The following is a 24,993-nucleotide window of genomic DNA, read 5'->3' as shown; positions in this document are numbered from 1 at the left end:
GGAAACTCTTCACGTGGGGCAAACGGGCCACACTTCTGATTCAGAACGGGATTTTATCGAGCCCCGGCAGCGCAGTCCCTGGCGGCGCAGTAATGGCTCAGAAGACGAAGGCCGGCAGCCGCTCAAGTCCGGGCAGCACAGGAGCCGTGGCGTCGAACAGCTCCCGATGTCCGTAGTCCCCCCGGGTATGGGTCACGAGGCCAGCCCTGGGCGGCCGCGTCAGCGCGAAGACCCCAACCAGCCGGCCGCCTTCCTTGAGCTGGGCAAACAGCCCGGTCGGGAGGATTTCGGTGGCGCCGTTGAGGACGATGACGTCGTAGGGCGCGCCCGCAGCGTCACCGTCGGCGGCGGCGGCGGTCGTCACCGTCACATTCCGGCTGCCGAGCTGGGCCAACGTCCCGGCCGCCTTGGCAGCCAGCGCCGGATCGCTCTCGGTCGCCCTCACCTCGCCGGCGAAGCGCGCCACGATGGCGGCGGCGTAGCCGGTCGCACAGCCCACCACCAGGACGCGATCGGTCGCTTTGATGTCGGCCGCCTGCAGCAGCTTGGCGAGCAGCGCCGGCGTGATCAGGCAGCGCCTGGTGCTGCCGCCCTCGGCGACGTCGAGATCGAGGTCGAGATAGGCCAGCGCCTGCTTGTCGGCCGGCACGAAGGCCTCGCGCGGCACCGTCAGCATGGCATCGAGGATTCGATCATCGGTGACGTCGCTCGGACGCACCTGACCATCGACCATGTACTGGCGCGCGGTCGAAAAACCGGACATTGGCGAAGACCCTGCAAGTCGCGCGGCATTGCCGCTGGAGGAGCTAGAACAGGGCCATCTTTTGGAACAAGCTCCGCCAAAACGCAACACGCGGTTAACCTGCGCGCGTGCGCCCGGCGGCCGCCTATTCGATTGTGACGGCGAGCCGGCCGATCAGCCGGGCCACTTCGTCGAGATGCGCCGAATCGTGGTCCTCGACGGCCTTCGCCAAACGGCGCACGCATTCATCGTCGCTGATGTCGGGAACATCGGTGGGAACAAGCGTCGGCTGCTGGAATGACAGGTCGACCAGGTTAATGGACATGACAATCACCTCTCGAGACCCGGCGAGATGGAATGTCTGAAGTTATTGAGTCGATTTGACGACGGGAATGGTCTGTCGCGACAGGCCACAGGCTTGTGATCGGGTGATGGATGATCGATGGGGCCAGAACTGGCTCCCCGGGCTGGATTCGAACCAGCGACCATTCGATTAACAGTCGAATGCTCTACCGCTGAGCTACCGAGGAATAGGCGAACCAATCGTTCGCGAGCGGGCAGCGTATAACAAAGCCTTTCGGCCTTGCAAAGAACCAAATGCTGGCTCCGGGGAAACTTTAGCAAGTACGGTAAAGTCACTGCCGCACAAGGGTTTATCCCACAGCCGGCCATCCGCCGGGCCCCGCCGCAGGCCGACGAAGCCTTAACCACGATGCGGCGAACCGCCCTGCCCCGATTCTCGACAGATGCGCTTCGATTGCTGACACGGCTCTCCGGACCGCGATCGCGCTATCGCTGCGCGATCGCGACCATGAACAGCACCATCGCCGCGGTCGAGGCGACCGTCCGCACGTGGTTCCAGAAGGTCCAGTCGGTCAGGTGGCGCGCCCAGATCGGCGCGGCCGCGCTGCTCGCCGGGTCGGTCGCGGCAAGCTGGTCGTTGAGCGGCACGTTGAAGACCATCGTGACGACGAACATGCCGATAACATAGATGACGCCGCCGCAAATCATCGCGAGCGCGCCCGGCTCCTGCCACTGCAGGCTCGCCAGCAACACCAGCGCCGCGCAGGCGAGCGTGGTGCCGAGGAACAGCGGCATGAACAACGAGCGGAGGATATCGACATTGATGGCGTTCATCGCGGAAATCCCGGCCGACTGCTCAATGCGGCCGAGCGAGGTCATGATGAAGGCCGAGAACGCGAAATACAGCCCGGCGATCAGGCCGCAGCCGATCGCGGAAAACCACAACAGGCCGAGGTCAGAAGCTGGCGCATCGTTCGATCTCCAAATGCGAGGATTGCTCGTGTTTGATGAATGCGATAAACTCTCGTATTAAGGAGGTCAACACCCGATCGCGGAGCCGACCGATGACGAGACGAAAGGCCGCGCCCGCGGCGACAGAGCCTAAAGCCGGGCTGGCGCGGCTTGCCCCGGCGCAGCAGCGCAGCCGCTTGCGCTTCGAGCGCATCCTGGCCTGTGCGGCCGAGATCATGGCCGAGAAGGGCAGCGAGGCGTTCCGGATGAGCGACATCGTCGAACGCAGCGGGATCGCGTTCGGCTCGCTCTATCAATATTTCCCGGACAAGACCGCGATCATCGGCACGCTGGCGGAACGCTACAACGCCGTTGGGCGCCACTGCGTCAGGCGCGACCTGGCCGCCGTGACCACCGCGCGCGACCTGCACCCTGCCCTGTGCCGCATCGTCGACAGCTACTACGAGATGTTCATGCGCGAGCCCGTGATGCGCGACACCTGGCAGGCGACCCAGGCCGACCGCGCCCTGCAGCAGCTCGACGCGGAGGACATGGCCGCGCTCGCGGGCATGCTGTCCGAGGCTGTCCGGCGGGTCGCGCCCGATCTGCCCGCAGCCGCCCTCGCCACCTTCTCAGGGCTGACCATGACACTGATCGCAGCCGCCGTACGTCACGCGATCACCCTGCCGGCACGACAGGCACGGCGCGTGCTCGAACTGTTCAAGGGGATGCTGCCGCGAGATCTGACCAGGCTAGCGTGATCGCTTGACCGACGCGTCCGGCGCCCGCGTCCGAGACGTGCCTTCATGGTCACGTCTTCCTGACACCGTAGGATTGCTGCAGCGCTCAAGCATCCGCTGTTTTTCGCAGAATGTGATTTGTTTCACACGAGGCAATCGACGGCCGAGCCTAAAACGCGAAGGGGGATGTTAGCGCCTCATTAACCAGAGCGGATGCCATCGTCCTTTTCGTAAAATTCGAACGATTCGCTCAATCCGGACCGAAGACCGTTTTGCGACCATGGCGCTCTCGAACCTCGGAGAGCGCGATGAGCGAAGTCGAATTTGATCTGTTGCTGGACGCCGTGCGAGCGGCCGTCGCGCCCATTGCTCAGGAGGATTTCGTGGCCCAGACGTCGCCCCGCATTCAGCCGCCGCCGCGCGCCGCCAATGACAATGACGCGCCCTGGCCGCTGATTCCGTTCCCTGAAGGCTGGTACGCCGCAAGCTAATGCGGCTTCTCATCTGTTGGCTGCAAGTCGCTGAAAGCAACCGCTAAGCAAGCCTCTAAGAATGAGTGGAGGCCACGACCAGAATTGAACTGGTGTACACGGTTTTGCAGACCGTTGCGTAACCACTCCGCCACGTGGCCCCTTGGGGGCGGATCAATACAGACCTGCAAGGGCTTAAGCAACCGCTCTCACGCGGTTCCCGGTGGAGTTCTGAAACTCGACCCGCCGCGCGTCTGACGCTGGCGTGCCCATTCTGTTCTCGGTAGGATGATGTTCCTTTGCTTGGGAATTCCTTTGGGAACCCGGCACCGACCTATTGCGCCGGGGCAGACCGGCCGCGAGATTACCGAAACCTTTGGCAGAGCCGCGCGTCAATTCGGGACCGTCGGCTTGCAAACCTGGCGCATAATGCGCGATGTGGACAGGCGGCGCAGACTGCCTACAACCATCACTGCTGATGTGCTGTCTTTGCAGCACAGCGTTCGATAGTCACGTACCCATCATTCGTTTGTTTCACACTATTTGAATTTCAGAGTACCAACGCCGTGAAAAACGTCCATGAACGCCGCCTGGAAGAACGCCGTTCCGGTGCCTCTTCGGAAGCGGCGACGCAACGTCTGGTAGACCACACCATCAGGTTCATACGCGCCGCCACCCCGGATGCCAGGCCCGATGGCCGGGCGAGCAGGTCCATCGACAAGCGATGGCTGTGGTCGCTTTGCGCGGCCATGCTTGCCGTCTATTTCGCCGCCGCCCTGTATCTCGATCGAAGCTTTGTCGATCCGACACCGAAGGGCGAAGTGGTCGTGCGCCTGACGCGGCCCTTCGAGCGGTACGGGCTTGCTTCGGTGGCGTTCCCGGTCAACCTGAATGCCGAAGCCGACAACCCGGCCATCGACGGCGACCGCACATCGCGGTTGGTCATCTACGAGGACGATCGTCCGCTCGGCCCGGCACACGTGGGGTTCGGCGAAATCGACAAGCTGGGCGGCGGCCGGTTTTCCCACCTGCCGAACGGCATCTTGTTCTCAAGCAGCGACGGCACCGATCCGAACACCAACCGTCGCAACTATTGGGCTGTCGTTCCGATCGAGCTGAAACCGAAGGGCGACAACGTTGTGCGTCTGATGGGCCCCTTCGAGCGGTACGCCCTTGCATCGGTGGCGCGCCCGAGCAAGCTGGAGGCCGCAGCCGACAACCCGGCGGTTGAGGGGGATCGCACATCCAAGGTGGTCGTCTACGAGAATGACCGTCCGCTCGGACCCGCACACAAGGGATTCGGCGAGATCGACAAGCTGGGGGGCGGCCGATTTTCTCATCAGACAACCGGCATCGTCTTCTCGAGCAGCGACGGCAGCGATCCGAATACCAACGGCCGCACCTATTGGGCCGTCGTTCCGCCTCCCCCGAAACGGCCGGCAGGGCGCGAAGTAGTGCAACTGACCGGGCCCTTCGAACGGTACAAACTCGCATCCGTGGCGCGCGACCTGTCACAGGAACTGCAGGCCGAAGCCGACAAGCCGACCGTCGAGGGGGATCGTACGTCCAAGCTGGTCGTCTACGAGAATGATCGTCAGCTTGGCCCCGGGCACGCAACCTTCACCGACATCAACGAGCGCGGCGGCGGCCGATTCTCCCATCAGCCAACCGGCATCATCTTCTCGACCAGCGACGGCACCGACCCGAACACCAACGGGCGCGTCTACTGGGCGGTCGTCCCGTAAGCACGCGGGATGGGCTGGCAAGCGATCTAGCTCCGGCGGCGCCGGCGAAAATCCCGCTTTTTCGGTTTCGGCGCCAGTTCCGGCATGGTTGCCTGGACGTCGCGGAAGCGCGTCAGCATCCGATCGAAACTGTCGTTCAAGGCCTCGGCGATGTCCGGCCGCTTTTGCAGCGCCCCCAGCAGCATCGCCGCCGCCTCGATGGTGGACAGGCCGTCGCGGCGCGGTTCCCGCCGCAACTGGCCGTAGCGCGAGGGCCGCTTCGGTCCGAGGATCACCCGCTGACACCTGAGCATCCAGGGATTGCGCCACCACAGCGCCTTGGCCTGGCTCCAGGTGCCGTCGAGCAGCACGATGCCCTCGATGCGGCCGAGGATGCTGCGCTGGTTCGGCTCCAGCTCGCCCTTGCGGTTGATTGCGACGATCTCGGCATCGGTATCGAGGTCCTCGACCTTGGCCGAGCCGAGATAGAGCACCGCCCAGCGCGCCGGATCGGCCACCGGCCGACCGAGCGCCTTGGCGAGGCTGGGCCAGGACAATCCGATCCGGTGCACCGCATTCTCGAAATGACGGGCGGTCAGCCGCGCGGTGCCGAGCGCCCTGTCCTGCTCCTGCGGATGCTGCAGGATCAGTAGCTGGATGCGGCTTTCGATCGGCGTGACGCTGTCGCAGATGCAGAGCGGCAGCGGCTTGCCGCAATGCGGGCAATCGGCCACGACATCGGGGGCTTCGACAGGATTCGACATGCCACGGCTATACGCCGCCAATGGCCGCGCCAGCAACATCAACGCAAGGCCGGCCTCGCTCAGACCGTCTCGTTAAGGGGCCGGATCGGGCGCAATGATCAGATCCTCGGGATTGAAACGCAGCGACAGGCGGTTGCCGGTGATCTCGAAGGTGTCGTGCATGTTGGCCTTTTCGCCGTTCGGAAGACGCAAAGTGTCGTCGCGCCTGACCGGGTCCTGGCGAATCCAGCTGTCGAATTCGGACAAGCCGCTGTGGCCCTCCCGGATAAAGGTGACAAGCCGCCTGAACAATTTGGGCCACATCACCAAAGCCTGGAGATCATTGAGCGTGACGATCGTGGCCGGTTTTTCCACCCCGACGTTCTCGCTGTCGAACATCCCGGCGTTATCAGCCCTGGCCTGCGCAATAATGCTACGCAAGCGATCGATGAGGGCGATCGGCATCGTGTCATACGGTTCGACATAGGCAAGGCCCGCGCGCACCAGTGTGGCATTCACGCTGCCGTCGAGCCGTGCCTCGTCGACAAACAACGGCTGTCCATCCTCCGTCGGGGGAACGCCGACATAGACCAGTCCGAGCAAGCGTCCGTTGGACTCGATGCCGTTGGCGACCACGTAACCCGGCAACGGGTCAACGTCGACGGCCGACACGATGTTGGGTTCGTCCGCAAAGAATTGGACACCTTTGTAGCCGAGCAGCACCAGATTCCTGTCGCGGGCGCCGAAGGCGAACCTGTCGTTTTGATGGGCCCCGTCAAAATGGGTTTCCAGCGTATCGATGCCTTCGTAGCGAACATTGATGCCTTTCGACCGGATGTCCGGCGGCCGGGCGGAAAAGCGCGGCAACGAGGCCAGGAGCTCGAGGTTGGCCGGCTCGAAGCGGATGGTGTCGCCGTCGGGCTGCGGGCCTCGCCGCGGATCGTCGGCGCGATGAATACGATACTGACCGTGGAGAACCGTGTAGCGTGTCTTCGCCATCATCCTCTCCTTCCGCAATATGACATCGAGTTGGCGGCGTGCGCCCAGCGCATCGCCGGCGACCAAGCCTAGCATCCCGGCCACAACCTAAAGTGTGAAGTTGACGACAATTCGCTTCGGCCGCGGCGGTCTGCGGCAAGGCGTAGACGCAATCGACAAGCCATTCTCGCGTCTGCCGAAAATCGCGTCTCTTCCGCTTCGATGCGAGGTGCGGCATTTTGCCGTGCAGCTCGCGCCAGAGCGCTCTCGAGCCGTTTATTCCGCCGGCGCGGGGACGGCGGACGGCGCGGAGCGCTGCCGCAGCCGGTCGATCAAGAGATAGATCACCGGCGTCGTGTACAGCGTCAGGATCTGCGACACGAACAGGCCGCCGATGATGGTGATGCCAAGCGGCCGGCGCAGCTCGGTGCCCGGACCGGTCGCGATCACCAGCGGGACGCCGGCGAACAGCGCCGCCATCGTCGTCATCAGGATCGGGCGGAAGCGCGCCCGGCAGGCCTCGAAGATCGCATCGCGCGACGACAGACCCTGATGCCGCTCGGCCTCGAGCGCGAAGTCGACCATCATGATGCCGTTCTTCTTGACGATGCCGATCAAGAGGATGATGCCGACGAAGGCGATCACGGTCAGCGGCGTGTTGGTGACCTGCAGCGCCAGCAGCGCGCCGAGCCCGGCCGACGGCAAGGTCGAGATGATCGTGATCGGATGCGCGAGGCTCTCATAGAGCACCCCGAGCACGATATACATCGCGACCAGCGCGCCGAGGATCAACAGCGGCTGCCGGCCGCTGGTCTTGTTGAAGTCGCCGGCATTGCCGTCAAAACTGCCGCGAATGCCCTCCGGCATGTGCAACTCGTTGACCGCCTGCTGGATGTTGGTGGTGGCGACCTCGAGCGGCACGTTGGGCAGCAGGTTGAACGACACCGTGGTCGAGGGGAAGCCGCCGGAGTGATAGACCGCGAGCGGCGACAGGCCGCGCTGGTAATGCACCACAGCCGACAGCGGCACCTGCGCGTCGCCGGCGCCGGCGACATAGACGCGGTCGAGGTTCGACGGGTCGCTCTGGAATTTCGGATCGGTTTCCAGCACCACCATGTACTGGTTGCGCTGGGTGTAGATGATCGAGATCTGCCTCTGCGCGAACGCGTTGTTGAGCGCGTTGTCGATGTCCTGGACGCGGACGCCGAGGCTGGAGGCGGTCTTGCGGTCGATCACGAGGTTGAGCTGCAGGCCGCCGGGATCGCGGTCGGAGGAGACGTCGGTGATGCCCTCCACCGTCTCCATCCGCTTGGCGACGATCGGCGCCCATTTCTGCAGCAGATCGAGATCGGTCGAGGCCAGCGTGTACTGGTAGTCGGAATCGCTCTGCCGGCCGCCGGTGCGGATGTCCTGCGCCGCGAACATGAACAGGCGGATGCCGGGCACCATGAACAGATTGCGGCGCAGCCGGTCGATCACCTGCGCGGTCGAGAGCCCGCCGCGCTCCTCCGGCGGCTTGAGGCTGATGAACATGGTGCCGCGGTTGGAGGTCGCCCCGCCCGGCCCGCCACCGGAGCCGACCGACGAGCCGATGCCGGCGACCGCGGGATCGGCCATCACGATGTCGGCCAGCCGCTGCTGCAGCGAGAGCATCGCCTGGAACGAGATGTCCGCCGAGGCACGCGTCGAGCCGATGACAAAACCGCTGTCGTCGGTCGGGAAATAGCCCTTCGGGGTCTTGATGTAGAGCGTCACCGTCAGCGCGATGGTCGCGAAGAACACGATCAAGGTGAGGAATGGATAGCCGAGCACGATCCGCAGCGTCGACGTATAGAACGCGACGACGCGGGACAGCGTGCCCTCGATGGCGCGGTCGTACCAGGTGGCGTGGTCCGAGGTCGCCTCCTTGATGTAGTGCGCGCAGATCATCGGCGTGACGGTCAGCGACACCACGGTCGAGACCGCGATCGCAAACACCAGGGTCAGCGAGAATTCGCGGAGCAGCCGTCCGACCACGCCGTCCATGAAGATCAGCGGCGTGAACGCGGCGATCAGCGACAGCGAGATCGACAGCACGGTGAAGCCGATCTGCTTGGCGCCCTCGAGCGCGGCCGGATACGGCGCCATGCCCTGCTCGAGGTTGCGGTACATGTTCTCGATCATCACGATGGCGTCGTCGACCACGAAGCCGACCGAGATCGCGAGCGCCATCAGCGACAGATTGTCGATCGAGAAGCCGGCGAGCCACATCCCGGCGCAGGTGCCGGCCAGCGCCAGCGGCACCGAGACGCCGGCGGCGATCGTCGGCACCATGCGGCGCAAGAACACAAACACCACGACCATCACCAGCACCACGGTCGCGAGCAGCGTGAACTGCATGTCCTCGACGCTGGCGCGGATCGTTCCGGTGCGGTCGACCAGGGTCGAGATCTCGACCCCGGCCGGGATCCATTGCTTCAGCTCCGGCAGCAGCGCGCGGACGCGGTCGACGGTGTCGATGACGTTGGCGTCTCCCTGCTTGGTGATCTGGATCAGCACCGCCGGCTGCTTGTTGAACCAGGCGATCGAGCGCGAATTGCGCACGGAATCCTCGACTTCGGCGACGTCGGCGAGGCGGACGAAATTGCCGCTCGAGCTCTTGATGATGATGTCGCGGAACTCGGCCGCGGTGCGCATTTGCCGGTTGATCGATAGCGTCTCGCTCTGCCGGCCGCCGTTGAAGATGCCGACCGGCCCGAGCGGATTGGCGTTGATGATCGCGAGCCGGACGTCGTCAGTCGCGATCCCGGCGTTGGCCAGCGACACCGGGTTGAGCGCGATGCGCACCGCCGGCTGGTCGGCGCCGCTGACGGTCACCTCGCCGACCCCCGGCACTTGCGAGATGCGCTGCGCGATCACGGTGTCGGCGACGTCGTACATCGCGCTGGTCGAGATCGTCTTCGAGGTCAGCGCCAGCACGAACACCGGCGCCGCCGCCGGATTGGCCTTGCGGAATTTCGGCAGCGTCGGCAGGTCGCTCGGCAGGTCGGCCAATGAGGCATTGATCGCGGCCTGGACGTCGCGCGCGGCGCGGTCGATGTCGCGGCCGATCGAGAACTGCACCTGGATACTGGTGGTGCCGAGCGAGCTCGTCGAGGTGATCTGGTCGACGCCGGCGATGGTGCCGAGCTTGCGCTCCAGCGGCGCTGCGACAGTCGCGGCCATCACCGACGGATCGGCGCCGGGCCGTGTCGCCGACACCCGGATGGTCGGGAAGTCGACATTCGGAACCGACGACACCGGCAGGAACTGATAGGCGACGATGCCGACCAGAAACAGCCCGATCGCAAGCAGCGTGGTGCCCACCGGCCTGCGAATGAAGGGCTCCGAGATCGACATCACTGGATGCCTTCGGTCGCGCCCGCAGTCGGCGGCCCGCGCGGACCGGGATCCGGCACCGCCCGCTCGATCCGGCGGTTGAGCCGGTCGAGCGCCAGATAGATCACCGGCGTGGTGTAGAGCGTCAGCAGCTGGCTGAGCAGCAGGCCGCCGATGATCGAGATGCCGAGCGGAAAGCGCAGCTCGGCGCCCGTGCCGCTTTCGATCGCAAGCGGCAGCGCGCCGAACAGCGCCGCCAATGTCGTCATCATGATCGGACGGAAGCGCAAGAGGCAGGCCTGCACGATCGCGTCATAAGACGACATGCCCTGATGCCGCTCGGCTTCCAGTGCGAAGTCGATCATCATGATCGCGTTCTTCTTGACGATGCCCATCAATAGGATGATGCCGATCAGGCCGATCACCGAGAGGTCCTGCCCGCACAGCCACAGCGCGAGGATCGCGCCGACACCGGCCGAGGGCAGCGTCGAGAGAATGGTGATTGGGTGGATGTAGCTCTCATAGAGCACGCCGAGCACAATGTAGATCGTGACGATCGCGGCCAGGATCAGCCAAGGCTGGCCGGCGAGCGAGCGGGCGAATTCGGCGGCGTCGCCGGAATAGATGCCGGCGATGCTGCCGGGCATGCCGATCCTACTCTCGATCGCCTTCACCGCGTCGACGGCGTCGCCGAGCGCCTCGCCCGGCGCCAGATTGAAGCTGAGCGAGGCCGACGGGAACTGGGCCTGGTGCGAGATCGCGAGCGGCGCCGTGGTCCGCGTCAGCGTCGCCACCGCCGATAGCGGCACCTGCCCGGCCGGGCTGCCGGGGGTTGCCGCGACGCCCGGGACATACAGCTTCGACAGGATCGATGGATCGCGCTGATACATCGGCAACGCCTCCAGCACCACACGGTACTGGTTGGCCTGGCCGTAGATGGTCGAGATCTGCCGCTGCGCGAAGGCGTCGTTCAGCGTGTCGTTGATCACCTGCAGGCTGACGCCAAGCTGGCCGGCGCGCTGGCGGTCGATGTTGAGCGCCGCACGCAGGCCGCCCTCCTGCGCCTCCGAGGAGACGTCGCGGAAGATCGGGTCGAGCCGCATCTCGGCGACCAGTTTTTGCGCCCATTGCGAAACCTCGGCGGCGTCGGTGCCGGTCAGCGTGTACTGGTACTGCGAGCGGCTCGACTGGGTCGAGATCTGCACGTCCTGCACCGGCTGGAAGTAGACGGTCATGCCGGGCACCGTCGCCACCTTCTGCTTGAGGCGCTCGACCACCTTGGCGACGCCATCAGGCCGCTCGTCGAGCGCCTTCAGCGTCATCACCAGGCGGCCGACATTGGTGGTCGGATTGACCGAGCCCGAGCCGATCACCGAGACCACGCCGACCACGTCGGGGTCGGCCTTGAGGATGTTGGACACCTCGGTCTGCCGCCGCTGCATTTCCGCGAACGAAACGTCGGGGCCGGCCTCGGTCACCGCGGTGATCGAGGAGGTATCCTGCAGCGGCAAGAAGCCTTTCGGCGCCAGCACATACATCACCAGGGTCAGCGCGATGGTTGCGAACGTCACGAACAGCGTCGCGCGCTGGCGCTGTAGCACCCAGAGCAGCGTGCGGTGGTACAGCGTCACCGTCCAGTCGATGAAGCGACTGACCGCGGCGAGGCCGGGGATCGCGACTTCCTCGTGGATGTTCTTGAGCAGCCGCGAGCACATCATCGGCGTCAGCGTCAGCGACACGATCGCCGAGGTCACCACCGCGATGGTCAGCGTCAGGGCGAATTCGCGGAACATGCGCCCCACGAGTCCGGACATGAACAGCAGCGGGATGAACACCGCGATCAGCGACACCGTCAGCGAGATCACGGTGAAGCCGATTTCGCTGGCGCCCTTCAGGGACGCCTCCATCACCGTCTCGCCCTCTTCCATGTGGCGGACGATGTTCTCGATCATGACGATGGCGTCGTCGACCACGAAACCGGTTCCGATGGTCAGCGCCATCAGCGACAGATTGTCGAGGCTGAAGCCGGCGAAATACATGATGCCGAAGCTCGTGATCAGCGACAGCGGCAGCGCGACGCCGGCGATCAGGGTCGCGCGCAGCGACCGCAGGAACAGCAGCACCACCAGCGTCACCAGCACCACGCTGAGCATCAGCGTGAACTGCACGTCGCGGACCGAGGCGCGGATCGTCACGGTGCGGTCGGACACGATGGTCAGATTGACACCGGCCGGAACCGCGCGCTGCATCCGCGGGATTTCGCTGCGGATCTGCTTGACGACGTCGATGACATTGGCGCCCGGCTGGCGCTGGATGTCGATGATGACGGCCGGCGTGCCGTTGTACCAGCCGCCGGTGCGGTCGTTCTCCAGCCCGTCGATGATCTGGGCGACGTCGCCGATCGTGACCGGCGAGCCGTTGCGGTAGGCGATGATGATGGGACGGTAGGCGTCGGCGGCGGCGATCTGGTCGTTGGCGGCGATGGTGTAGGACTGCTGGGCGCCGTCGAGCGAGCCCTTCGGCCCCGACACGTTGGCGCCTGCGATCGCGTTGCGCAGGTCCTCCATCGAGATGCCGTAGGCGGCGAGCCGGGCGAGGTCGGCCTGCACCCGCACCGCCGGCTTCAGGCCGCCGAGGATCGAGACCCGGCCGACGCCGGAAATCTGCGCCAGCCGCTGCCCCAGCAGGGTGTCGGCGAGATCGCTCATCGCCCGCAGCGAGATGGTGTCCGAGGTCAGCGCCAGCGTCATGACCGGCGCATCCGCCGGGTTCACCTTGTTGTAGACCGGCGGGTACGGCAGCGTTTTCGGCAGAATGCCGGCCGCGGCGTTGATCGCGGCTTGGACGTCCTGCGTGGCGCCGTCGATGTCGCGGTTGAGGTCGAACTGCAGCGAGATCTGGCTGACGCCGAACGAGCTCGTCGAGTTCATCGACGACAGCGACGGGATCTGGCCGAGCTGACGCTCCAGCGGCGCCGTGATCAGCGATGCAATGACGTCCGGACTCGCGCCCGGCAATTGCGTCGTCACCTGCACGGTCGGGAAGTCGACCTGCGGCAGCGCCGAGACCGGCAGCGCCCAGTAGCCGAGCGCGCCGCCGATCATCAGCGCGATGCCGAGCAGCGAGGTGGCGATCGGCCGGCGGATGAACGGTTCGGAGACGCTCATGGCTGCGTGCTCGCTGTGAGATCGATCATGACGAGGTCGTTGGTTCGGTCATGGCTGCTTCGCCGCGCCTGACTGTTCGCCCCCTGCCGCCGGCGCCGGTGCCGGACCGGTCTGCCCCTTCTGATCGCCTTCGCTGTGCTCCTGCCGGCCGCGATGTTCGCCGCCCTTGCCCGGCCAGTCCTTCTTGCCCTCTCTGCCTTGCCCCTGACCCTGCCCCTGACCTTGGCCACCGCCCTTGCCATCGGGATTGCGGCTGCGCTTGCGCGGCGCAAGATCGGCGGCCGGCGGGCCGTCATCCTTGCCGATCACGACCTTCGCGCCGTCGGCGAGATTGGCAAAGCCCGTGGTCACGACGCGGTCGGATGTGGTGAGGCCGCTGGCGATGACGGCGTCATGCTCGTTCTGCTGCGTCACCGTGACGGGCCTCGCGGTGACGACGTCGCCCTCGCCGATCACATAGCTGAAGGTGCCGGCCGGCCCGCGCTGCACCGCCGAGGTCGGCACCACGATCGCCTGCGACAGCGTCTCGACCTTGAGGCGGACATTGACGAACTGGCCGGGCCAGAGCTGGTAATTGGCGTTGGGGAATTCGGCCTTCAGCTTCAGCGTGCCGGTGGTCGGATCGACCTGATTGTCGATGCCGGTCAGCTTGCCGGTGTCGATCACGGTGACGCCGTCATTGCCGAACACGTCGACCGCAAGCTGGCCCTTCGCCGCCGCCGCATTGACCCGCATGATCTGCTGCTGCGGCAGGCTGAACCAGACCGCGATCGGCTGCAGCTGGGTCAGGATCACGAGCCCGGTCGCGTCCGCCGCGTGGATGATGTTGCCCTGGTCCACCTGGCGCAGGCCGGCACGGCCGGACATCGGCGCCACGATTTTGGTGTAGCTCAGCGTCGCCGCCGAATTGTCGATCGCAGCCTGGTCGGCCTTGATCAGTGCCTCCTGCTGCGCCACCAGCGCGCGCTGGGTGTCGGCCTGCTGCTTGGAGCCGGCATTGGTGGCAGCGAGCTGTTCATAGCGCGCGAGATCGAGCTTCTGGTTGGCGAGCAGCGCGACGTCCTGCGCCTTCTTGGCCACCGCCTGGTCGTATTGCGCCTGGTAAATCGCGGGATCGATCTCGCCGAGCACATCGTCCTTCTTGACGTCCTGACCCTCGACGAAATTGACCTTGATCAGCTTGCCGTCGACCTGCGAGCGTACCGTGACCGTGTTCAGCGCCTTCACCGAGCCGACGCCGTCGAGATAGACCGGGACGTCCTGCACGCGCGGCGTTGCGGCCAGCACCGGTACCGGCAGGTCGGGCCGCCCGAACGCGCCGCGGCCGCCACCGCCGCCCTGCTTGGGCTGGTACGCGAGCCAGCCGAGATAACCGAGACCGCCGAGGATCACCAGCGTGATGAGGAGCGACACCAGGCGCCCGAGAACGCGCGAGAGCACGCTGCGCTTGGGCGGCGCGGTCCGTTTGTCGGCGTCCTTGTCGTTGGCGTCGGGCTTAAAGAGCATCGACCGGTCTTTCCATCTTCGGTTCCCAGCCGCCCCCCAGTGCCTGATACAGGCTCACGATCGCCAGCAGCCGCGCCAGTTGGGCCTGGGAATACGCATCTTCAGCCTGGAACAGAGTCAGCTGGGTGTTTAGCACAGTTACGATATCGGCGGTGCCGGCCTTGAGCTGCTGCTCGGCGAGCTGAAAGGCGCGCCGCGAGGCCGACAGCACGTCACGCTGCAATTGCAGCTTTCGCGTGGTCTCGCGAATCGCGACCAGCGCATTGTCGACGTCGGTGAAGGCCTGGACCACGGTCTTGCGGTAGGTCTGCAGCAGCTCGTCCTGCTTTGCCTTCGCGTTTTCGAAATTGCCGAGAATCCTGCCGCCGTCGAAGATCGGCTGGGTCGCGCTGCCGACCAGACTGAAGAACGCCGCGTGCGGCTGGAACAGCGAGACCAGCGCCTGGCTCTGGTAGCCGCCCTGCCCGGTCAGCTGGATGCTCGGAAAGAACTGCGCCCGCGCGCTGCCGACATTGGCGGTGGCGGAGGCGAGCTGCGCCTCCTGTCTGCGGATATCGGGGCGCTGGGTCAGCAATTCCGACGGCAGGCCCGGCGTGACGCGGGGGATGCCGACCGAATTGAGCGTGCCGCCGGCGATCCGCACGCTTTCCGGCGGCCGCGACACCAAGACCGCGAGCGCGTTGATGTTCTGCTCGAGGGTCTGGCGCAGTGGCGGCACCAGCGCGCGCTGGTTGGCGACCACGCTCTCCTGCTGCGCGACGTCGAGATCGGTGCCGGTGCCGGCCTTGAAGCGGTCCTTGATGGCGTTGAGGATGCGCTCGGCGCTGGCGATGTTGCGCTGGGCGGTGCGCAGCCGGTCCTGGCTGGCGAGCACGGTGAAATAGGCGTTGGCAACGCTCGACAGCGTGGTCAGCGCCACCACCTCGCGGTCGAACCGGTTGGCGACCGCGGTCTCCTCCGCCGCCTGCAGCGCGTCGCGGTTCTGGCCCCAGAAGTCGAGCTGATAGCTCGCGCTCAGCGACGCGTTGTAGTTCACGACTTCGCGGCCGCCGATCGAGAGGCCGCTGGCGCTCGAGCCCGAGGTGCGCGAATAGCTTTCCGATCCGTTGAGATTGACGGCCGGCAGCAGCGCAGCGCCGGCCTGCCGCGCCAGCGCGTCGGCCTGGCGAAACCGCGCCACGGCTGCGGCGATATCGAGGTTGACGGTCTGCGCCTCCTCCATCAGCTGCGTCAGCTCCGCCGAGCGAAAGCCCCGCCACCAGTCGAGCGTCGGCACCGCATCCCCCGGCTTGCCGGGACGCGCGGCCTTGTAGCCCTGCGGGATATCGAGCGCCGGATCGGGAATGTCCTGGGTCAGGATGCAGCCGGCGGAACTGGCGAGGAGACCGAGCGCGACAAACGATCGGCCCGCGAGCCGTCGCACACGGACGATGAGGCCAAGGGGGCCTCCGGGTACCGTCGCGGGCACTGGCTGGGTCACACCCGTTCTCCGCCGAGCACAGAGTCCACCCGCGGCGTCCCAATGACGCGTTCGGGGATGGTCTGGGGGTCGTTCACGGAGTGATGCTTTCAATGGAACCGGCCTGGCCCATACTACCCCTGGTGCAAGGGGGCGGACAGTCCTGTCGGGGGCGTCCAAGGTCGCATCCACCGCGATTTCGAGCGCGCTGAAAGGTCGATTTCGCCCTATTTTTTACGGCCTTTTCGCGCAATCGGCAGGCGCGCGGTCGGTCGCGATTCTTACCAAGATTTCATGGGGATTTCTCCCTCCTGTTGCGCCGAATCCGCAGCTTGCCGCGTGGCTGGCCGTGGCCGGCACCATCATTGCGCCCACAACGCGGCTGCCGCCGGCGATCGCACAGCGTCCGTGAAATCGATCGTCGGTGGCCTCGCGCAAACTTCGCGCGAAACGTTGATCCGCAGGAAGATTCTGCCAGCCGGTCGCCTGGCCGGAAGAACCGTGTTCTCCGCCCTCTTGCCGCGGTGCAAAAGCCCTTTCCTTTTTCGATCGGCGCACTAGGTTCGCTCGGGTAAGACACCGTCAGACAAAGAAATTCCCCAACATGGCATTCAACACAGACGTCATCGAAGCGATCGGCAATACGCCGCTGATCAAGCTGAAGCGCGCCTCCGAACTGACCGGCTGCACCATCCTCGGCAAGGCCGAGTTCATGAACCCGGGCCAGTCGGTCAAGGACCGCGCCGGCAAGTGGATGATCCTGGAAGCCGAGAAGCGGGGTGATCTCAAACCGGGCGGCCTCGTGGTCGAATCGACCGCGGGCAATACCGGCATCGGGCTGGCGGTGGTGGCGAGCGCGCGTGGCTATCGCACGATCATCGTCATCCCGGACACCCAGAGCAAAGAGAAGAAGGACTTTCTGCGGCTGTGCGGCGCCGAACTGATCGAGTCGCCGCAGCTGCCGTACTCCAATCCGAACAACTACCAGCACGTCGGGCGTCGGCTCGCCGACCAGTTGCGCAAGACCGAACCGAACGGCGTGCTGTTCGCCGACCAGTGGAACAACCTCGACAATGCCAAGGCGCATTACGAATCGACCGGGCCGGAGATCTGGCAGCAGACCGGCGGCAAGATCGACGGCTTCATCTGCTCGGTCGGCACCGGCGGCACGCTCGCCGGCGCCAGCCGCTATCTGAAGGAGAAGAACAAGGACATCGTCACCGCCTGCGCCGACCCGCACGGCTTTGCGATGTACGAATTGTTCAAGAACGGTCAGGCCAAGTCGACCCCGGGCGACTCGATCACCGAAGGCATCGGGCTCGGCCGCGTCACGCCGGTCGTCGAGACCGCGAAGGTCGACACCGCCTTCCTGGTCTCCGACGAGGAAGCCGTGACCGTGATCTATGAACTGCTCGAGCACGAGGGCCTGTGCCTCGGCGGCTCGACCGGCGTCAACATCGCCGGTGCGATCCAGCTCGCCAAGCAACTCGGCCCCGGCAAGACCATCGTCACGATCCTCGCCGATTCCGGCAGCCGCTATCTGTCAAAGCTGTTCAATCCGGAGTTCATGCGCGCGAAGAACCTGCCGGCGCCGGAATGGCTGGAGAAGCGCAGCAAGATTCAGCTGCCGTTCGTGTAAGTAGCGAGTAGCGAATGGTGAGTAGCGAACAGCGGAAAATCTCTATTCGCTATTCGCCGCTCCCGCCCTCACCGCAAAATCTGACCCAAGAACAGTTTCGTCCGCGCGTGCTGCGGGTTGGCGAAGAATTCCTGCGGCGTGTTCGACTCGATGATCTGGCCGGCGTCCATGAACACGACGCGGTTGGCGACCTCGCGGGCAAAGCCCATTTCGTGGGTCACCACCAGCATGGTCATGCCTTCGCGGGCGAGATCGACCATGGTATCGAGCACCTCCTTGACCATTTCCGGGTCGAGCGCCGAGGTCGGCTCGTCGAACAGCATCACCTTCGGGTTCATGGTCAGCGCGCGCGCGATCGCGACGCGCTGCTGCTGACCGCCCGACATCTGGCCGGGAAACTTGTTGGCCTGGTGCGGGATCTTGACCCGCTCCAGAAACTTCATCGCGGTCGCCTCGGCATCCTTCTTCGGGATGTTGCGCACCCAGATCGGCGCCAGCGTGCAATTGTCGAGCACGGTGAGATGCGGGAACAGGTTGAAGCTCTGGAACACCATGCCGACCTCGCGGCGGACCTCGTCGACCCGGCGCAGGTTCGGGCCGAGCTCGATGCCGTCGACCACGATCTCGCCCTCCTGGAATTCCTCCAGCGCATTGATGCAGCGGATCAGCGTCGACTTGCCAGAGCCCGACGGGCCGCAGATCACGATGCGCTCGCCTCGGCCGACTTCGAGGTTGATGTCGCGCAACACATGGAAGTCGCCGTACCATTTGTTGAGCGTGGAGATGTTGACGATCGGATCGGTGGACATGGTGACCTTGTTCAGTTGCGACGGTGGGCGTTGAGCCGGTTTTCGACGAACAGCGAGTAGCGCGACATGCCAAAGCAGAACACGAAGTAGATCATCCCGGCAAACGCGAAGCCGGTGAAGGCCGTGGTCGGCGTCGACCAGGTCGGGTCAGAGAACGTCGCGTGCAGCGAGCCGAGCAGGTCGAACAGCGCGACGATCGAGACCAGCGAGGTGTCCTTGAACAGCGCGATGAAGCTGTTGACGAGGCCGGGAATGACATGGCGCAGCGCCTGCGGCATCACGATCAGCGACGTCGTCTTCCACCAAGACAGGCCGAGCGCGCTCGCCGCCTCGCCCTGACCGCGCGGAATCGCGGCGAGGCCGCCGCGCACCACCTCGGCCTGGTAGGCGCCGGCGAACAGCGCGATGCCGATCAGCGCGCGGACCAGGCCGTCGACGTTGAAATTGCCCGGCAGGAACAGCGGCAGCATGTAGGTCGCGAAGAACAGTACGGTGATCAGCGGCACGCCGCGCCAGAACTCGATGAAGGCGATCGAGAAGATCCGGATCAGCGGGATGGTCGAGCGGCGGCCGAGCGCCAGCGCAATGCCGATCGGCATCGAGGTGACGATGCCGGTGACGGAGACGACGAGCGTCACCAGGAGGCCGCCCCACAGCCTGGTGTCGACGACCGCGAACCCGCCGCGGTCGAGCCCCATCAGCTTGATCACGACGGCGATGCCAGCAAAGGTCACGAAGCTCGCGAGCAGCGCGCGCTGCCCGGTCCGCATGCCGCCGCCGAGGAAGAACAGGATCAGCGAGACGATCACTGCGGTGAGCAGGAAGTCGTACCACAGCGGTTGGCCCGACATCTGCAGCTGATCGCGCAGCCAGGTCAGCGGGAAGATAAGCCAGCCGACCGCGCTGCCGATCAGCACGATCAGCTTGCCGATTCCCCACAGCACCGGGCCGATCGCCGAGTTCTGGCTGAGATTGACCAGCACCTGCCCGGCATTGACGATGCTGTCGCCGAACAGCTGCGAGAGGCTTGCGACCCAGCTGACGCCAAAACCGGTCAGGCCGCCGCCGCGCAGCAGGAAGAACGCGACCACCGGAAAGGCGAAGAAGAACAGGCTCGCATTGAGGCCCTTCGCCGGCAGGCGCGGAATCAGCAGCGGTGCCAGCAGCACGACCGCGAGGATGAAGGTCAAATTGACCCGCCAGCGCTCGGCTTCCGGATAGAAGCCGTAGATCAGCTGGGTCAGCTTGGCCTGGATATAGGGCCAGCAGGCACCGACCTGATGCCCGGTATTTTCGGCAAGGCAGGCATTGCGGTCCTTGCCGCTCCAGACCGCATCGACCAACAGGAATTTCAGCGCCGGAATGATGGTGTACCAGAGCAGCAGCAGCGCCAGGATGGTGAGCAGGATGTTGGTCGGCGAATTGAGCAGCCGCGTGCGCACGAAGCCGATGAAGCCGGTGGTTTTCACCGGCGCCGGACGTTCCGGGACGAGGTCCTGCCGGACGAAGGATGACGCAGTGACGTCGGTCATGCCCCTGCCCCCAGGCTCCGGTTGATGCGCCAGCCATAGACGCTCATGACCGCGCTGGTGACCAGCGAGATCAACAGATAGACGCCCATGGTGATGGCGATGATCTCGATCGCCTGGCCGGTCTGGCTCAGCGTCGTGCCGGCGAACACCGAGACCAGGTCAGGATAGCCGATCGCGACCGCCAGCGACGAGTTCTTGGTCAGATTGAGATACTGGTTGGTCAGCGGCGGCACGATCACGCGCATCGCCTGCGGCACCACGATCAGCCGCAAAGTGGCGCCGCGCGACAGGCCGAGCGAGGAGCCGGCCTCCATCTGTCCCTTGTGCACCGACAGGATGCCGGCGCGGACGATCTCGGCGATGAACGCCGCCGTATAGGTCGACAGCGCGACCAGCAGCGCAACCAGTTCGGGGATGACGCGCGCCCCACCGGCAAAGTTAAAGCCCTTGAGCTGCGGCATCTCGAAGGTCAGCGGCAGTCCGAAGATCAGCATCGTCGCCAGCGGCAGGCCGAACAGGAGGCCGAGCACAGTGGGCCAGATCCGCATCGCCTGGCCGCGCTGGAACAGGGCCCGCCGCGCGTAGCTGCGCAAGGCCAGCGCGCCGACGACGCCGATCGCGATCGCGATCAGGAACGGGTCGAGCCCGACCTCGCCGATCGGCCGCGGGATCACGAGGCCGCGGTTGGACAGGAAGACGGTGCCGAACAGCGAGATGCTCTGCCGCGGCCCCGGCAGCGCCGCCAGCACCGCGAGATACCAGAACAAGAGCTGGAACAGCAGCGGCAGATTGCGCACCAGCTCGACATAGATCTCGCCGATCCGCGCCAGCAGCCAGTTCGGCGACAGCCGGCACAGCGCGATGATGAAGCCGATGATGGTGGCGAAGATGATGCCGATCACCGCCACCAGGAGGGTATTGAGCAGGCCGACCAGGAACACCCGCGTATAGGTGTCCGATCCCGTATACGGGACCAGGTTCAGGCTGACGTCGAAGCCAGCAGTGTTCTTCAGAAAGCCGAAGCCGGAGGCGATGCGCTGCGTCTCCAGATTGGCGCGGGCGTTGGCCACGATCTCGTAGGCCACCCACGCCAGCACCGCCGCGAACACGATCTGCACGGCAAGTCCGGTCCAGCCGGACTTGCCGCCGAGCGCGCGCTTCAGGCGGAAGATGAATTGCGGCGGTGGTTTTCGGGGCTCGGTCGTCATCGCCGCAGCCGCCCTGTTACCAGATCAGCGGATCGGTGGCGCGTACTGGATGCCGCCCTTGCTCCAGAGGTTGTTGAGCCCGCGCGCGATCTGCAGCTTCGAGCCGGCGCCGACATTGCGATCGTACATCTCGCCGTAATTGCCGACCGCCTTGATAATCCGGGAGAACCAGTCCTTGGTCAGGCCGAGCTGCTCGCCGAGATTGCCGTCGGTGCCGAAGGCGCGCTTCAGGTCGGGCTTGTCCGACTTGGCCATCTCGTCGACGTTCTTCTGGGTGACGCCGAGTTCCTCGGCATTGAGCTGAGCGAACAGCGTCCACTTCACGATGTCGAACCACTGGTCGTCGCCGTGGCGGACCATCGGGCCGAGCGGCTCCTTGGAGATCACCTCGGGCAGCACGACGTGGTCGGCGGGATTGGCGAGCTTGAGCCGCTGGGCATAGAGCTGGGAGACGTCGGAGGTAAACACGTCGCAGCGGCCGGTCTCGTAGGCCTTCACGGTCTCGTCGGCGCCGGCGAACGCGATCACCTCATACTTCATATTGTTGCCCTTGAAGTAGTCGGCGAGGTTCTGCTCGGTGGTGGTGCCGGTCTGCACGCAGACCGAGGCGCTGTTCAGTTCCAGCGCCGAATTGACCTTGAGCGACTTCTTCACCAGAAAACCCTGCCCGTCGTAATAGGTCACGCCGGTGAAGTTGGCGCCGAGCGAGGTGTCGCGCGACAGCGTCCAGGTGGTGTTGCGCGACAGCACGTCGATCTCGCCGGACTGCAGCGCCGTGAAGCGGTCCTTGGCCGACAGCGGCACGAACTTGACCTTGGTCGGATCGTCGAAGATCGCGGCCGCGATCGCGCGGCAGACGTCGACGTCGATGCCGGTCCAGTTCCCCTTGTCGTCGGGCGACGAGAAGCCCGGCAGGCCGCCGCTGACGCCGCAGGACAGCTGACCCCGGTCCTTGACTGTCTTGAGGGTTTGCGCCGAGGCGGCCTGGACCGAAAGGGCGGCGGCTGCGGCAAGGGTGAGAGCCAGGGATACGCGTTTCATGGGCGGGGGCCTTTCAGGGGTCGTCCGTTGGACGTTTGCTAGTGATCGCCTCGCGTTCACGGGCCACCCCGATGATCCCCTGCAGCAATAACGCCGATCTGACCCGGTAGTCTTGACGTGCTATCCGGTCAGGCAAAGGATCGTAGGTCGCGGCAGGCCCCTCAACGTGCGGCGACTGGTAGTTGCGGCGCATCACATAGCGACTGACGAGCCGGGTCAAGGGGTTGACGCACGTCTTCTACCTCTTGTTAGTAGCAATCCCGGCGTAACCCGTCGTCCCGGCGGGTTACGGCTGCGGCAAAAAGTCTAAAGTCTAATGGCTGCGCCCCATGACCTCATCCGACGGCTCCACACCCGCCTCTCCGCAACATTCCGCAACACGCCTGGTTACGGCCGGCCGTGACACCAAGGCCCAAAAGGGCTTTGTCAATCCGCCGGTCTTCCACGGCTCCACCGTGCTCTATCCGACCGCGGAGGACCTGCACGCCCATCGCGCCGAATTCACCTATGGCCGCCACGGCACCCCCACCACACGGGCGCTGCAGGACGTGCTGATGGCGCTGGAGGGCCCGCAATGCGCCGGCGTCGGCCTCGCCCCGTCGGGACTGTCGGCCATTTCCACCACGCTGCTCGCGGTACTGAAGGCCGGCGATCATCTCCTGGTCTGCGACAACGCCTACCGGCCGACCCGCAATTTCTGCGAGGGCATGCTGAAGCGGCTCGGCATCGAGACCAGCTATTTCGATCCGTTGATCGGCGCCGGCATCGCGGCGCTGCTCAAGCCCAACACCCGCGCGGTGCTGGTCGAGGCGCCGGGCTCGCAATCCTTCGAGATGCCTGACCTCCGCGCGATCGCCGATGTGGCCCACGCCCACGGCGCCCTCGTCATCGACGACAACACCTGGGCGACGCCGCTGTATCACCGCTCGCTCGAGCAGGGCGTCGACATCAGCATGCAGGCCGGCACCAAATATATCGGCGGCCATTCCGACATCATGTTCGGCACCATCTCGGCGAATGCCAAGGCCTGGCCGCTGGTTACGGAGGCGATCCGCCTGCTCGGCGTCTGCGCCGGACCCGATGACGTCTATCTCGCGCTGCGCGGCGTGCGCACGCTGTCGGTGCGGCTCGCGCAGCACCATCGCTCCGGGCTCGAGATCGCGCGCTGGCTCGCAGGCCGGCCGGAGGTCGCGCGGGTGCTGCACCCTGCCCTGGAGACCGATCCGGGACACGCGATCTGGAAGCGCGATTTTACGGGCGCCTCCGGCCTGTTCAGCATCGTGCTGAAGCCGGTGCCGGAGAAGGCCGTCGACACCATGCTGAACACGCTCAAACTGTTCGGCATGGGGTTTTCCTGGGGCGGCTTCGAGAGCCTCGCGATCCCGTTCGACTGCAGCGAATATCGCACCGCGACCAAATGGGCGCCGGGCGGGCCGACGCTGCGGCTGCATATCGGGCTCGAGAATGTCGACGACCTCAAGGCCGATCTCGATCGCGGCTTTGCGGCGCTGCAAGCCGCGGTCTGATCCGCGCACGCGCAAGCCGCGCATTACCGCTGCATTAACCACGGCCGCCGTGCCGCGACATCGCGCATCGTGATCAACGACGCGCCTCGCACACGCGCGCGATATCCGGAATTTTGCGGGGATTTGACCGCATCGATAACCAGCCGTTCACCATCCCCACCAATCCCTTAATCGGCCGGCCCGGCCATCAAGTTCCCTTATACTTTTGCCGCCGTAGTCATGCTCCCGGGAAGGGCTGTCAGCACCGCAAGGTTGTGTGACCGCCTGCTGCAAGGGCATTCAGTCAAGCACATGAAGACGGCACGCATCGTGGTCCTCGCCATCGCCGGCGTCGCAGGCCTCGCGGCCACCTATCTCGCGAGCGTAAGCCAGCAGAAGCCGGAGCCGCCGCCCGCGCCGGTCGTGCAGTTGCCGACCGTCGAGGTGCTGGTGGCGAAAGCCGACATCGGCCTCGGCCAGCCGATCAAGCCGGAAGACGTGCAATGGCAGCGCTGGCCGGCCGAGACCGCCAGCAGCGCCTTCCTGCGCCAGGATACCAATCCCGACGCGATGAAGGACGTGATCGGCTCGATCGCACGCTCCCCCTTCATCGGCGGCGAGCCGATCCGCGAGCAGAAGCTGGTCAAGGCCGACGGCAGCGGCTTCATGGCCGCGATCCTGCCTTCCGGCATGCGCGCGATCTCGACCGAAATCTCGCCGGAGACCGGCGCCGGCGGCTTCATCCTGCCGGGCGACCGCGTCGACGTGATCCTCTCCAAGCGCGACAAGAATCCCGACAAGAACGGCGCCGACGTCGTCTCCACCGAGGTCCTGCTGTCCAACGTCCGCGTGCTGGCGATCGACCAGGCGCCGAAGGAGAAGGACGGCAGCAACTCGCTGGTCGGCCGCACCGTCACCCTCGAGCTGAAGCCCGAGCAGACCGAGACGCTGGCGCGGGCGCGGCAAACCGGTGTCCTGACGCTCGCGCTGCGCAGCATCGCCGACGTCAACGAGAAGACCGACGAGACCTCGGCCGACGACCACGCCTCGAAACGGGGCGAGAGCATCAGGGTGGTTCGCTACGGCGTGCCCAGTGCTCCGACGACACAGAAGTGATGG

At 65.4% G+C, this 24,993-nt stretch carries 19 protein-coding genes and 2 tRNA genes; 6 read left to right on the top strand and 15 right to left on the bottom strand.

Features of this window, described 5'->3' with window-relative positions; genetic code table 11:
- Positions 1-97: 97 nt before the first annotated feature.
- The 4 genes from XH93_RS21610 to XH93_RS21595 all read right to left on the bottom strand — a co-directional run bounded on the left by XH93_RS21610 (position 98) and on the right by XH93_RS21595 (position 1,990).
- Entirely contained in the window at positions 98-763 is a 666-nt protein-coding gene (locus tag XH93_RS21610; protein WP_139483687.1) for a protein-L-isoaspartate O-methyltransferase, read from the bottom strand.
- A 124-nt stretch (positions 764-887) separates the two neighbouring features.
- Entirely contained in the window at positions 888-1,067 is a 180-nt protein-coding gene (locus tag XH93_RS21605; RefSeq protein WP_139483688.1) for a hypothetical protein, read from the bottom strand.
- 130 nt (positions 1,068-1,197) lie between these two features.
- Positions 1,198-1,272: transfer RNA gene (locus XH93_RS21600), tRNA-Asn, on the bottom strand.
- A gap of 259 nt (positions 1,273-1,531) precedes the next feature.
- Positions 1,532-1,990, bottom strand: coding sequence for a DUF1772 domain-containing protein (locus XH93_RS21595; protein ID WP_246799265.1), 459 nt, complete (start codon positions 1,988-1,990; stop codon positions 1,532-1,534).
- Positions 1,991-2,109: 119 nt separating this feature from the next.
- On the opposite strand from XH93_RS21595, the gene XH93_RS21590 reads away from it, so the two are divergent.
- Positions 2,110-2,757 carry a TetR/AcrR family transcriptional regulator gene (locus XH93_RS21590; protein WP_194469076.1) on the top strand — a complete coding sequence of 216 codons (648 nt, stop codon included), beginning with the start codon at positions 2,110-2,112 and terminating at the stop codon, positions 2,755-2,757.
- Between the two features lie 287 nt (positions 2,758-3,044).
- Entirely contained in the window at positions 3,045-3,227 is a 183-nt protein-coding gene (locus XH93_RS21585; RefSeq protein ID WP_139483694.1) for a hypothetical protein, read from the top strand.
- A 66-nt stretch (positions 3,228-3,293) separates the two neighbouring features.
- Here XH93_RS21585 and XH93_RS21580 read toward each other — a convergent pair.
- Positions 3,294-3,367: transfer RNA gene (locus tag XH93_RS21580), tRNA-Cys, on the bottom strand.
- Between the two features lie 405 nt (positions 3,368-3,772).
- On the opposite strand from XH93_RS21580, the gene XH93_RS21575 reads away from it, so the two are divergent.
- Entirely contained in the window at positions 3,773-4,951 is a 1,179-nt protein-coding gene (locus XH93_RS21575) for a hypothetical protein (protein ID WP_194469075.1), read from the top strand.
- A 26-nt stretch (positions 4,952-4,977) separates the two neighbouring features.
- Here the strand turns inward: XH93_RS21575 and XH93_RS21570 are convergent, their stop codons facing one another.
- The 6 genes from XH93_RS21570 to XH93_RS21545 form a co-directional block, all read right to left on the bottom strand.
- Positions 4,978-5,694 carry a tRNA-uridine aminocarboxypropyltransferase gene (locus tag XH93_RS21570; protein ID WP_194469074.1) on the bottom strand — a complete coding sequence of 239 codons (717 nt, stop codon included), beginning with the start codon at positions 5,692-5,694 and terminating at the stop codon, positions 4,978-4,980.
- A 72-nt stretch (positions 5,695-5,766) separates the two neighbouring features.
- Positions 5,767-6,672, bottom strand: a complete 906-nt coding sequence (locus XH93_RS21565; protein WP_210340393.1) for a thermonuclease family protein — start codon at positions 6,670-6,672, stop codon at positions 5,767-5,769.
- Positions 6,673-6,927: 255 nt separating this feature from the next.
- Positions 6,928-10,032 (bottom strand): efflux RND transporter permease subunit, encoded by a 3,105-nt coding sequence (locus XH93_RS21560; RefSeq protein WP_194469072.1) that lies wholly within the window; start codon positions 10,030-10,032, stop codon positions 6,928-6,930.
- Positions 10,029-13,175 carry an efflux RND transporter permease subunit gene (locus XH93_RS21555; RefSeq protein ID WP_194469071.1) on the bottom strand — a complete coding sequence of 1,049 codons (3,147 nt, stop codon included), beginning with the start codon at positions 13,173-13,175 and terminating at the stop codon, positions 10,029-10,031. The genes XH93_RS21560 and XH93_RS21555 overlap by 4 nt, the downstream gene beginning before the upstream one ends.
- Positions 13,176-13,223: 48 nt before the next feature.
- On the bottom strand, positions 13,224-14,681 hold the full coding sequence (locus XH93_RS21550) for an efflux RND transporter periplasmic adaptor subunit (RefSeq protein ID WP_194469070.1): 1,458 nt from the start codon (positions 14,679-14,681) through the stop codon (positions 13,224-13,226).
- Positions 14,671-16,104 carry an efflux transporter outer membrane subunit gene (locus XH93_RS21545; protein ID WP_246799725.1) on the bottom strand — a complete coding sequence of 478 codons (1,434 nt, stop codon included), beginning with the start codon at positions 16,102-16,104 and terminating at the stop codon, positions 14,671-14,673. The genes XH93_RS21550 and XH93_RS21545 overlap by 11 nt, the downstream gene beginning before the upstream one ends.
- A 640-nt stretch (positions 16,105-16,744) precedes the next feature.
- Between XH93_RS21545 and XH93_RS21540 the strand changes: the two genes are divergently transcribed.
- Entirely contained in the window at positions 16,745-17,779 is a 1,035-nt protein-coding gene (locus tag XH93_RS21540) for a cysteine synthase A (protein ID WP_139483708.1), read from the top strand.
- 68 nt (positions 17,780-17,847) lie between these two features.
- Here the strand turns inward: XH93_RS21540 and XH93_RS21535 are convergent, their stop codons facing one another.
- From XH93_RS21535 to XH93_RS21520, 4 genes are read right to left on the bottom strand one after another with little or no spacing between them, the layout of a single operon-like run.
- Complete coding sequence (locus XH93_RS21535; RefSeq protein WP_194469069.1) at positions 17,848-18,588, bottom strand: amino acid ABC transporter ATP-binding protein; 741 nt, start codon at positions 18,586-18,588, stop codon at positions 17,848-17,850.
- An 11-nt stretch (positions 18,589-18,599) separates the two neighbouring features.
- On the bottom strand, positions 18,600-20,120 hold the full coding sequence (locus tag XH93_RS21530; RefSeq protein WP_194469068.1) for an amino acid ABC transporter permease: 1,521 nt from the start codon (positions 20,118-20,120) through the stop codon (positions 18,600-18,602).
- On the bottom strand, positions 20,117-21,328 hold the full coding sequence (locus XH93_RS21525) for an amino acid ABC transporter permease (RefSeq protein ID WP_139483714.1): 1,212 nt from the start codon (positions 21,326-21,328) through the stop codon (positions 20,117-20,119). Before XH93_RS21525 ends, XH93_RS21530 begins: the two co-directional genes overlap by 4 nt.
- 24 nt (positions 21,329-21,352) lie before the next feature.
- Positions 21,353-22,369: an amino acid ABC transporter substrate-binding protein gene (locus XH93_RS21520; protein ID WP_139483716.1), complete on the bottom strand. Its 1,017-nt coding sequence runs from the start codon at positions 22,367-22,369 to the stop codon at positions 21,353-21,355.
- 329 nt (positions 22,370-22,698) lie between these two features.
- Here XH93_RS21520 and metC point away from each other — a divergent pair, with 329 nt between their 5' ends.
- Positions 22,699-23,895 (top strand): cystathionine beta-lyase, encoded by a 1,197-nt coding sequence (metC, locus tag XH93_RS21515; protein WP_194469067.1) that lies wholly within the window; start codon positions 22,699-22,701, stop codon positions 23,893-23,895.
- Positions 23,896-24,186: 291 nt separating this feature from the next.
- Complete coding sequence (gene cpaB / locus XH93_RS21510; RefSeq protein WP_139483720.1) at positions 24,187-24,990, top strand: Flp pilus assembly protein CpaB; 804 nt, start codon at positions 24,187-24,189, stop codon at positions 24,988-24,990.
- Positions 24,991-24,993: the final 3 nt, after the last annotated feature.

The organism is Bradyrhizobium sp. CCBAU 51753 (assembly GCF_015291565.1).
In the GTDB taxonomy this organism is placed as follows: Bacteria; Pseudomonadota; Alphaproteobacteria; order Rhizobiales; family Xanthobacteraceae; genus Bradyrhizobium; species Bradyrhizobium ivorense.
The sequence above is the reverse complement of the archived record's forward strand: the minus strand, read 5'-3'. Positions and strand labels throughout refer to the sequence as shown.

Bases quoted from the DNA above. Each gene is read 5' to 3' on its own strand.
- XH93_RS21610 (WP_139483687.1), bottom strand. From the start codon at position 763: ATGTCCGGTTTTTCGACCGCGCGCCAGTACATGGTCGATGGTCAGGTG.
- XH93_RS21605 (WP_139483688.1), bottom strand. From the start codon at position 1,067: ATGTCCATTAACCTGGTCGACCTGTCATTCCAGCAGCCGACGCTTGTT.
- XH93_RS21590 (WP_194469076.1), top strand. From the start codon at position 2,110: ATGACGAGACGAAAGGCCGCGCCCGCGGCGACAGAGCCTAAAGCCGGG.
- XH93_RS21585 (WP_139483694.1), top strand. From the start codon at position 3,045: ATGAGCGAAGTCGAATTTGATCTGTTGCTGGACGCCGTGCGAGCGGCC.
- XH93_RS21570 (WP_194469074.1), bottom strand. From the start codon at position 5,694: ATGTCGAATCCTGTCGAAGCCCCCGATGTCGTGGCCGATTGCCCGCAT.
- XH93_RS21565 (WP_210340393.1), bottom strand. From the start codon at position 6,672: ATGGCGAAGACACGCTACACGGTTCTCCACGGTCAGTATCGTATTCAT.
- XH93_RS21555 (WP_194469071.1), bottom strand. From the start codon at position 13,175: ATGAGCGTCTCCGAACCGTTCATCCGCCGGCCGATCGCCACCTCGCTG.
- XH93_RS21550 (WP_194469070.1), bottom strand. From the start codon at position 14,681: ATGCTCTTTAAGCCCGACGCCAACGACAAGGACGCCGACAAACGGACC.
- XH93_RS21540 (WP_139483708.1), top strand. From the start codon at position 16,745: ATGGCATTCAACACAGACGTCATCGAAGCGATCGGCAATACGCCGCTG.
- XH93_RS21535 (WP_194469069.1), bottom strand. From the start codon at position 18,588: ATGTCCACCGATCCGATCGTCAACATCTCCACGCTCAACAAATGGTAC.
- XH93_RS21530 (WP_194469068.1), bottom strand. From the start codon at position 20,120: ATGACCGACGTCACTGCGTCATCCTTCGTCCGGCAGGACCTCGTCCCG.
- XH93_RS21525 (WP_139483714.1), bottom strand. From the start codon at position 21,328: ATGACGACCGAGCCCCGAAAACCACCGCCGCAATTCATCTTCCGCCTG.
- XH93_RS21520 (WP_139483716.1), bottom strand. From the start codon at position 22,369: ATGAAACGCGTATCCCTGGCTCTCACCCTTGCCGCAGCCGCCGCCCTT.
- metC (WP_194469067.1), top strand. From the start codon at position 22,699: ATGACCTCATCCGACGGCTCCACACCCGCCTCTCCGCAACATTCCGCA.
- cpaB (WP_139483720.1), top strand. From the start codon at position 24,187: ATGAAGACGGCACGCATCGTGGTCCTCGCCATCGCCGGCGTCGCAGGC.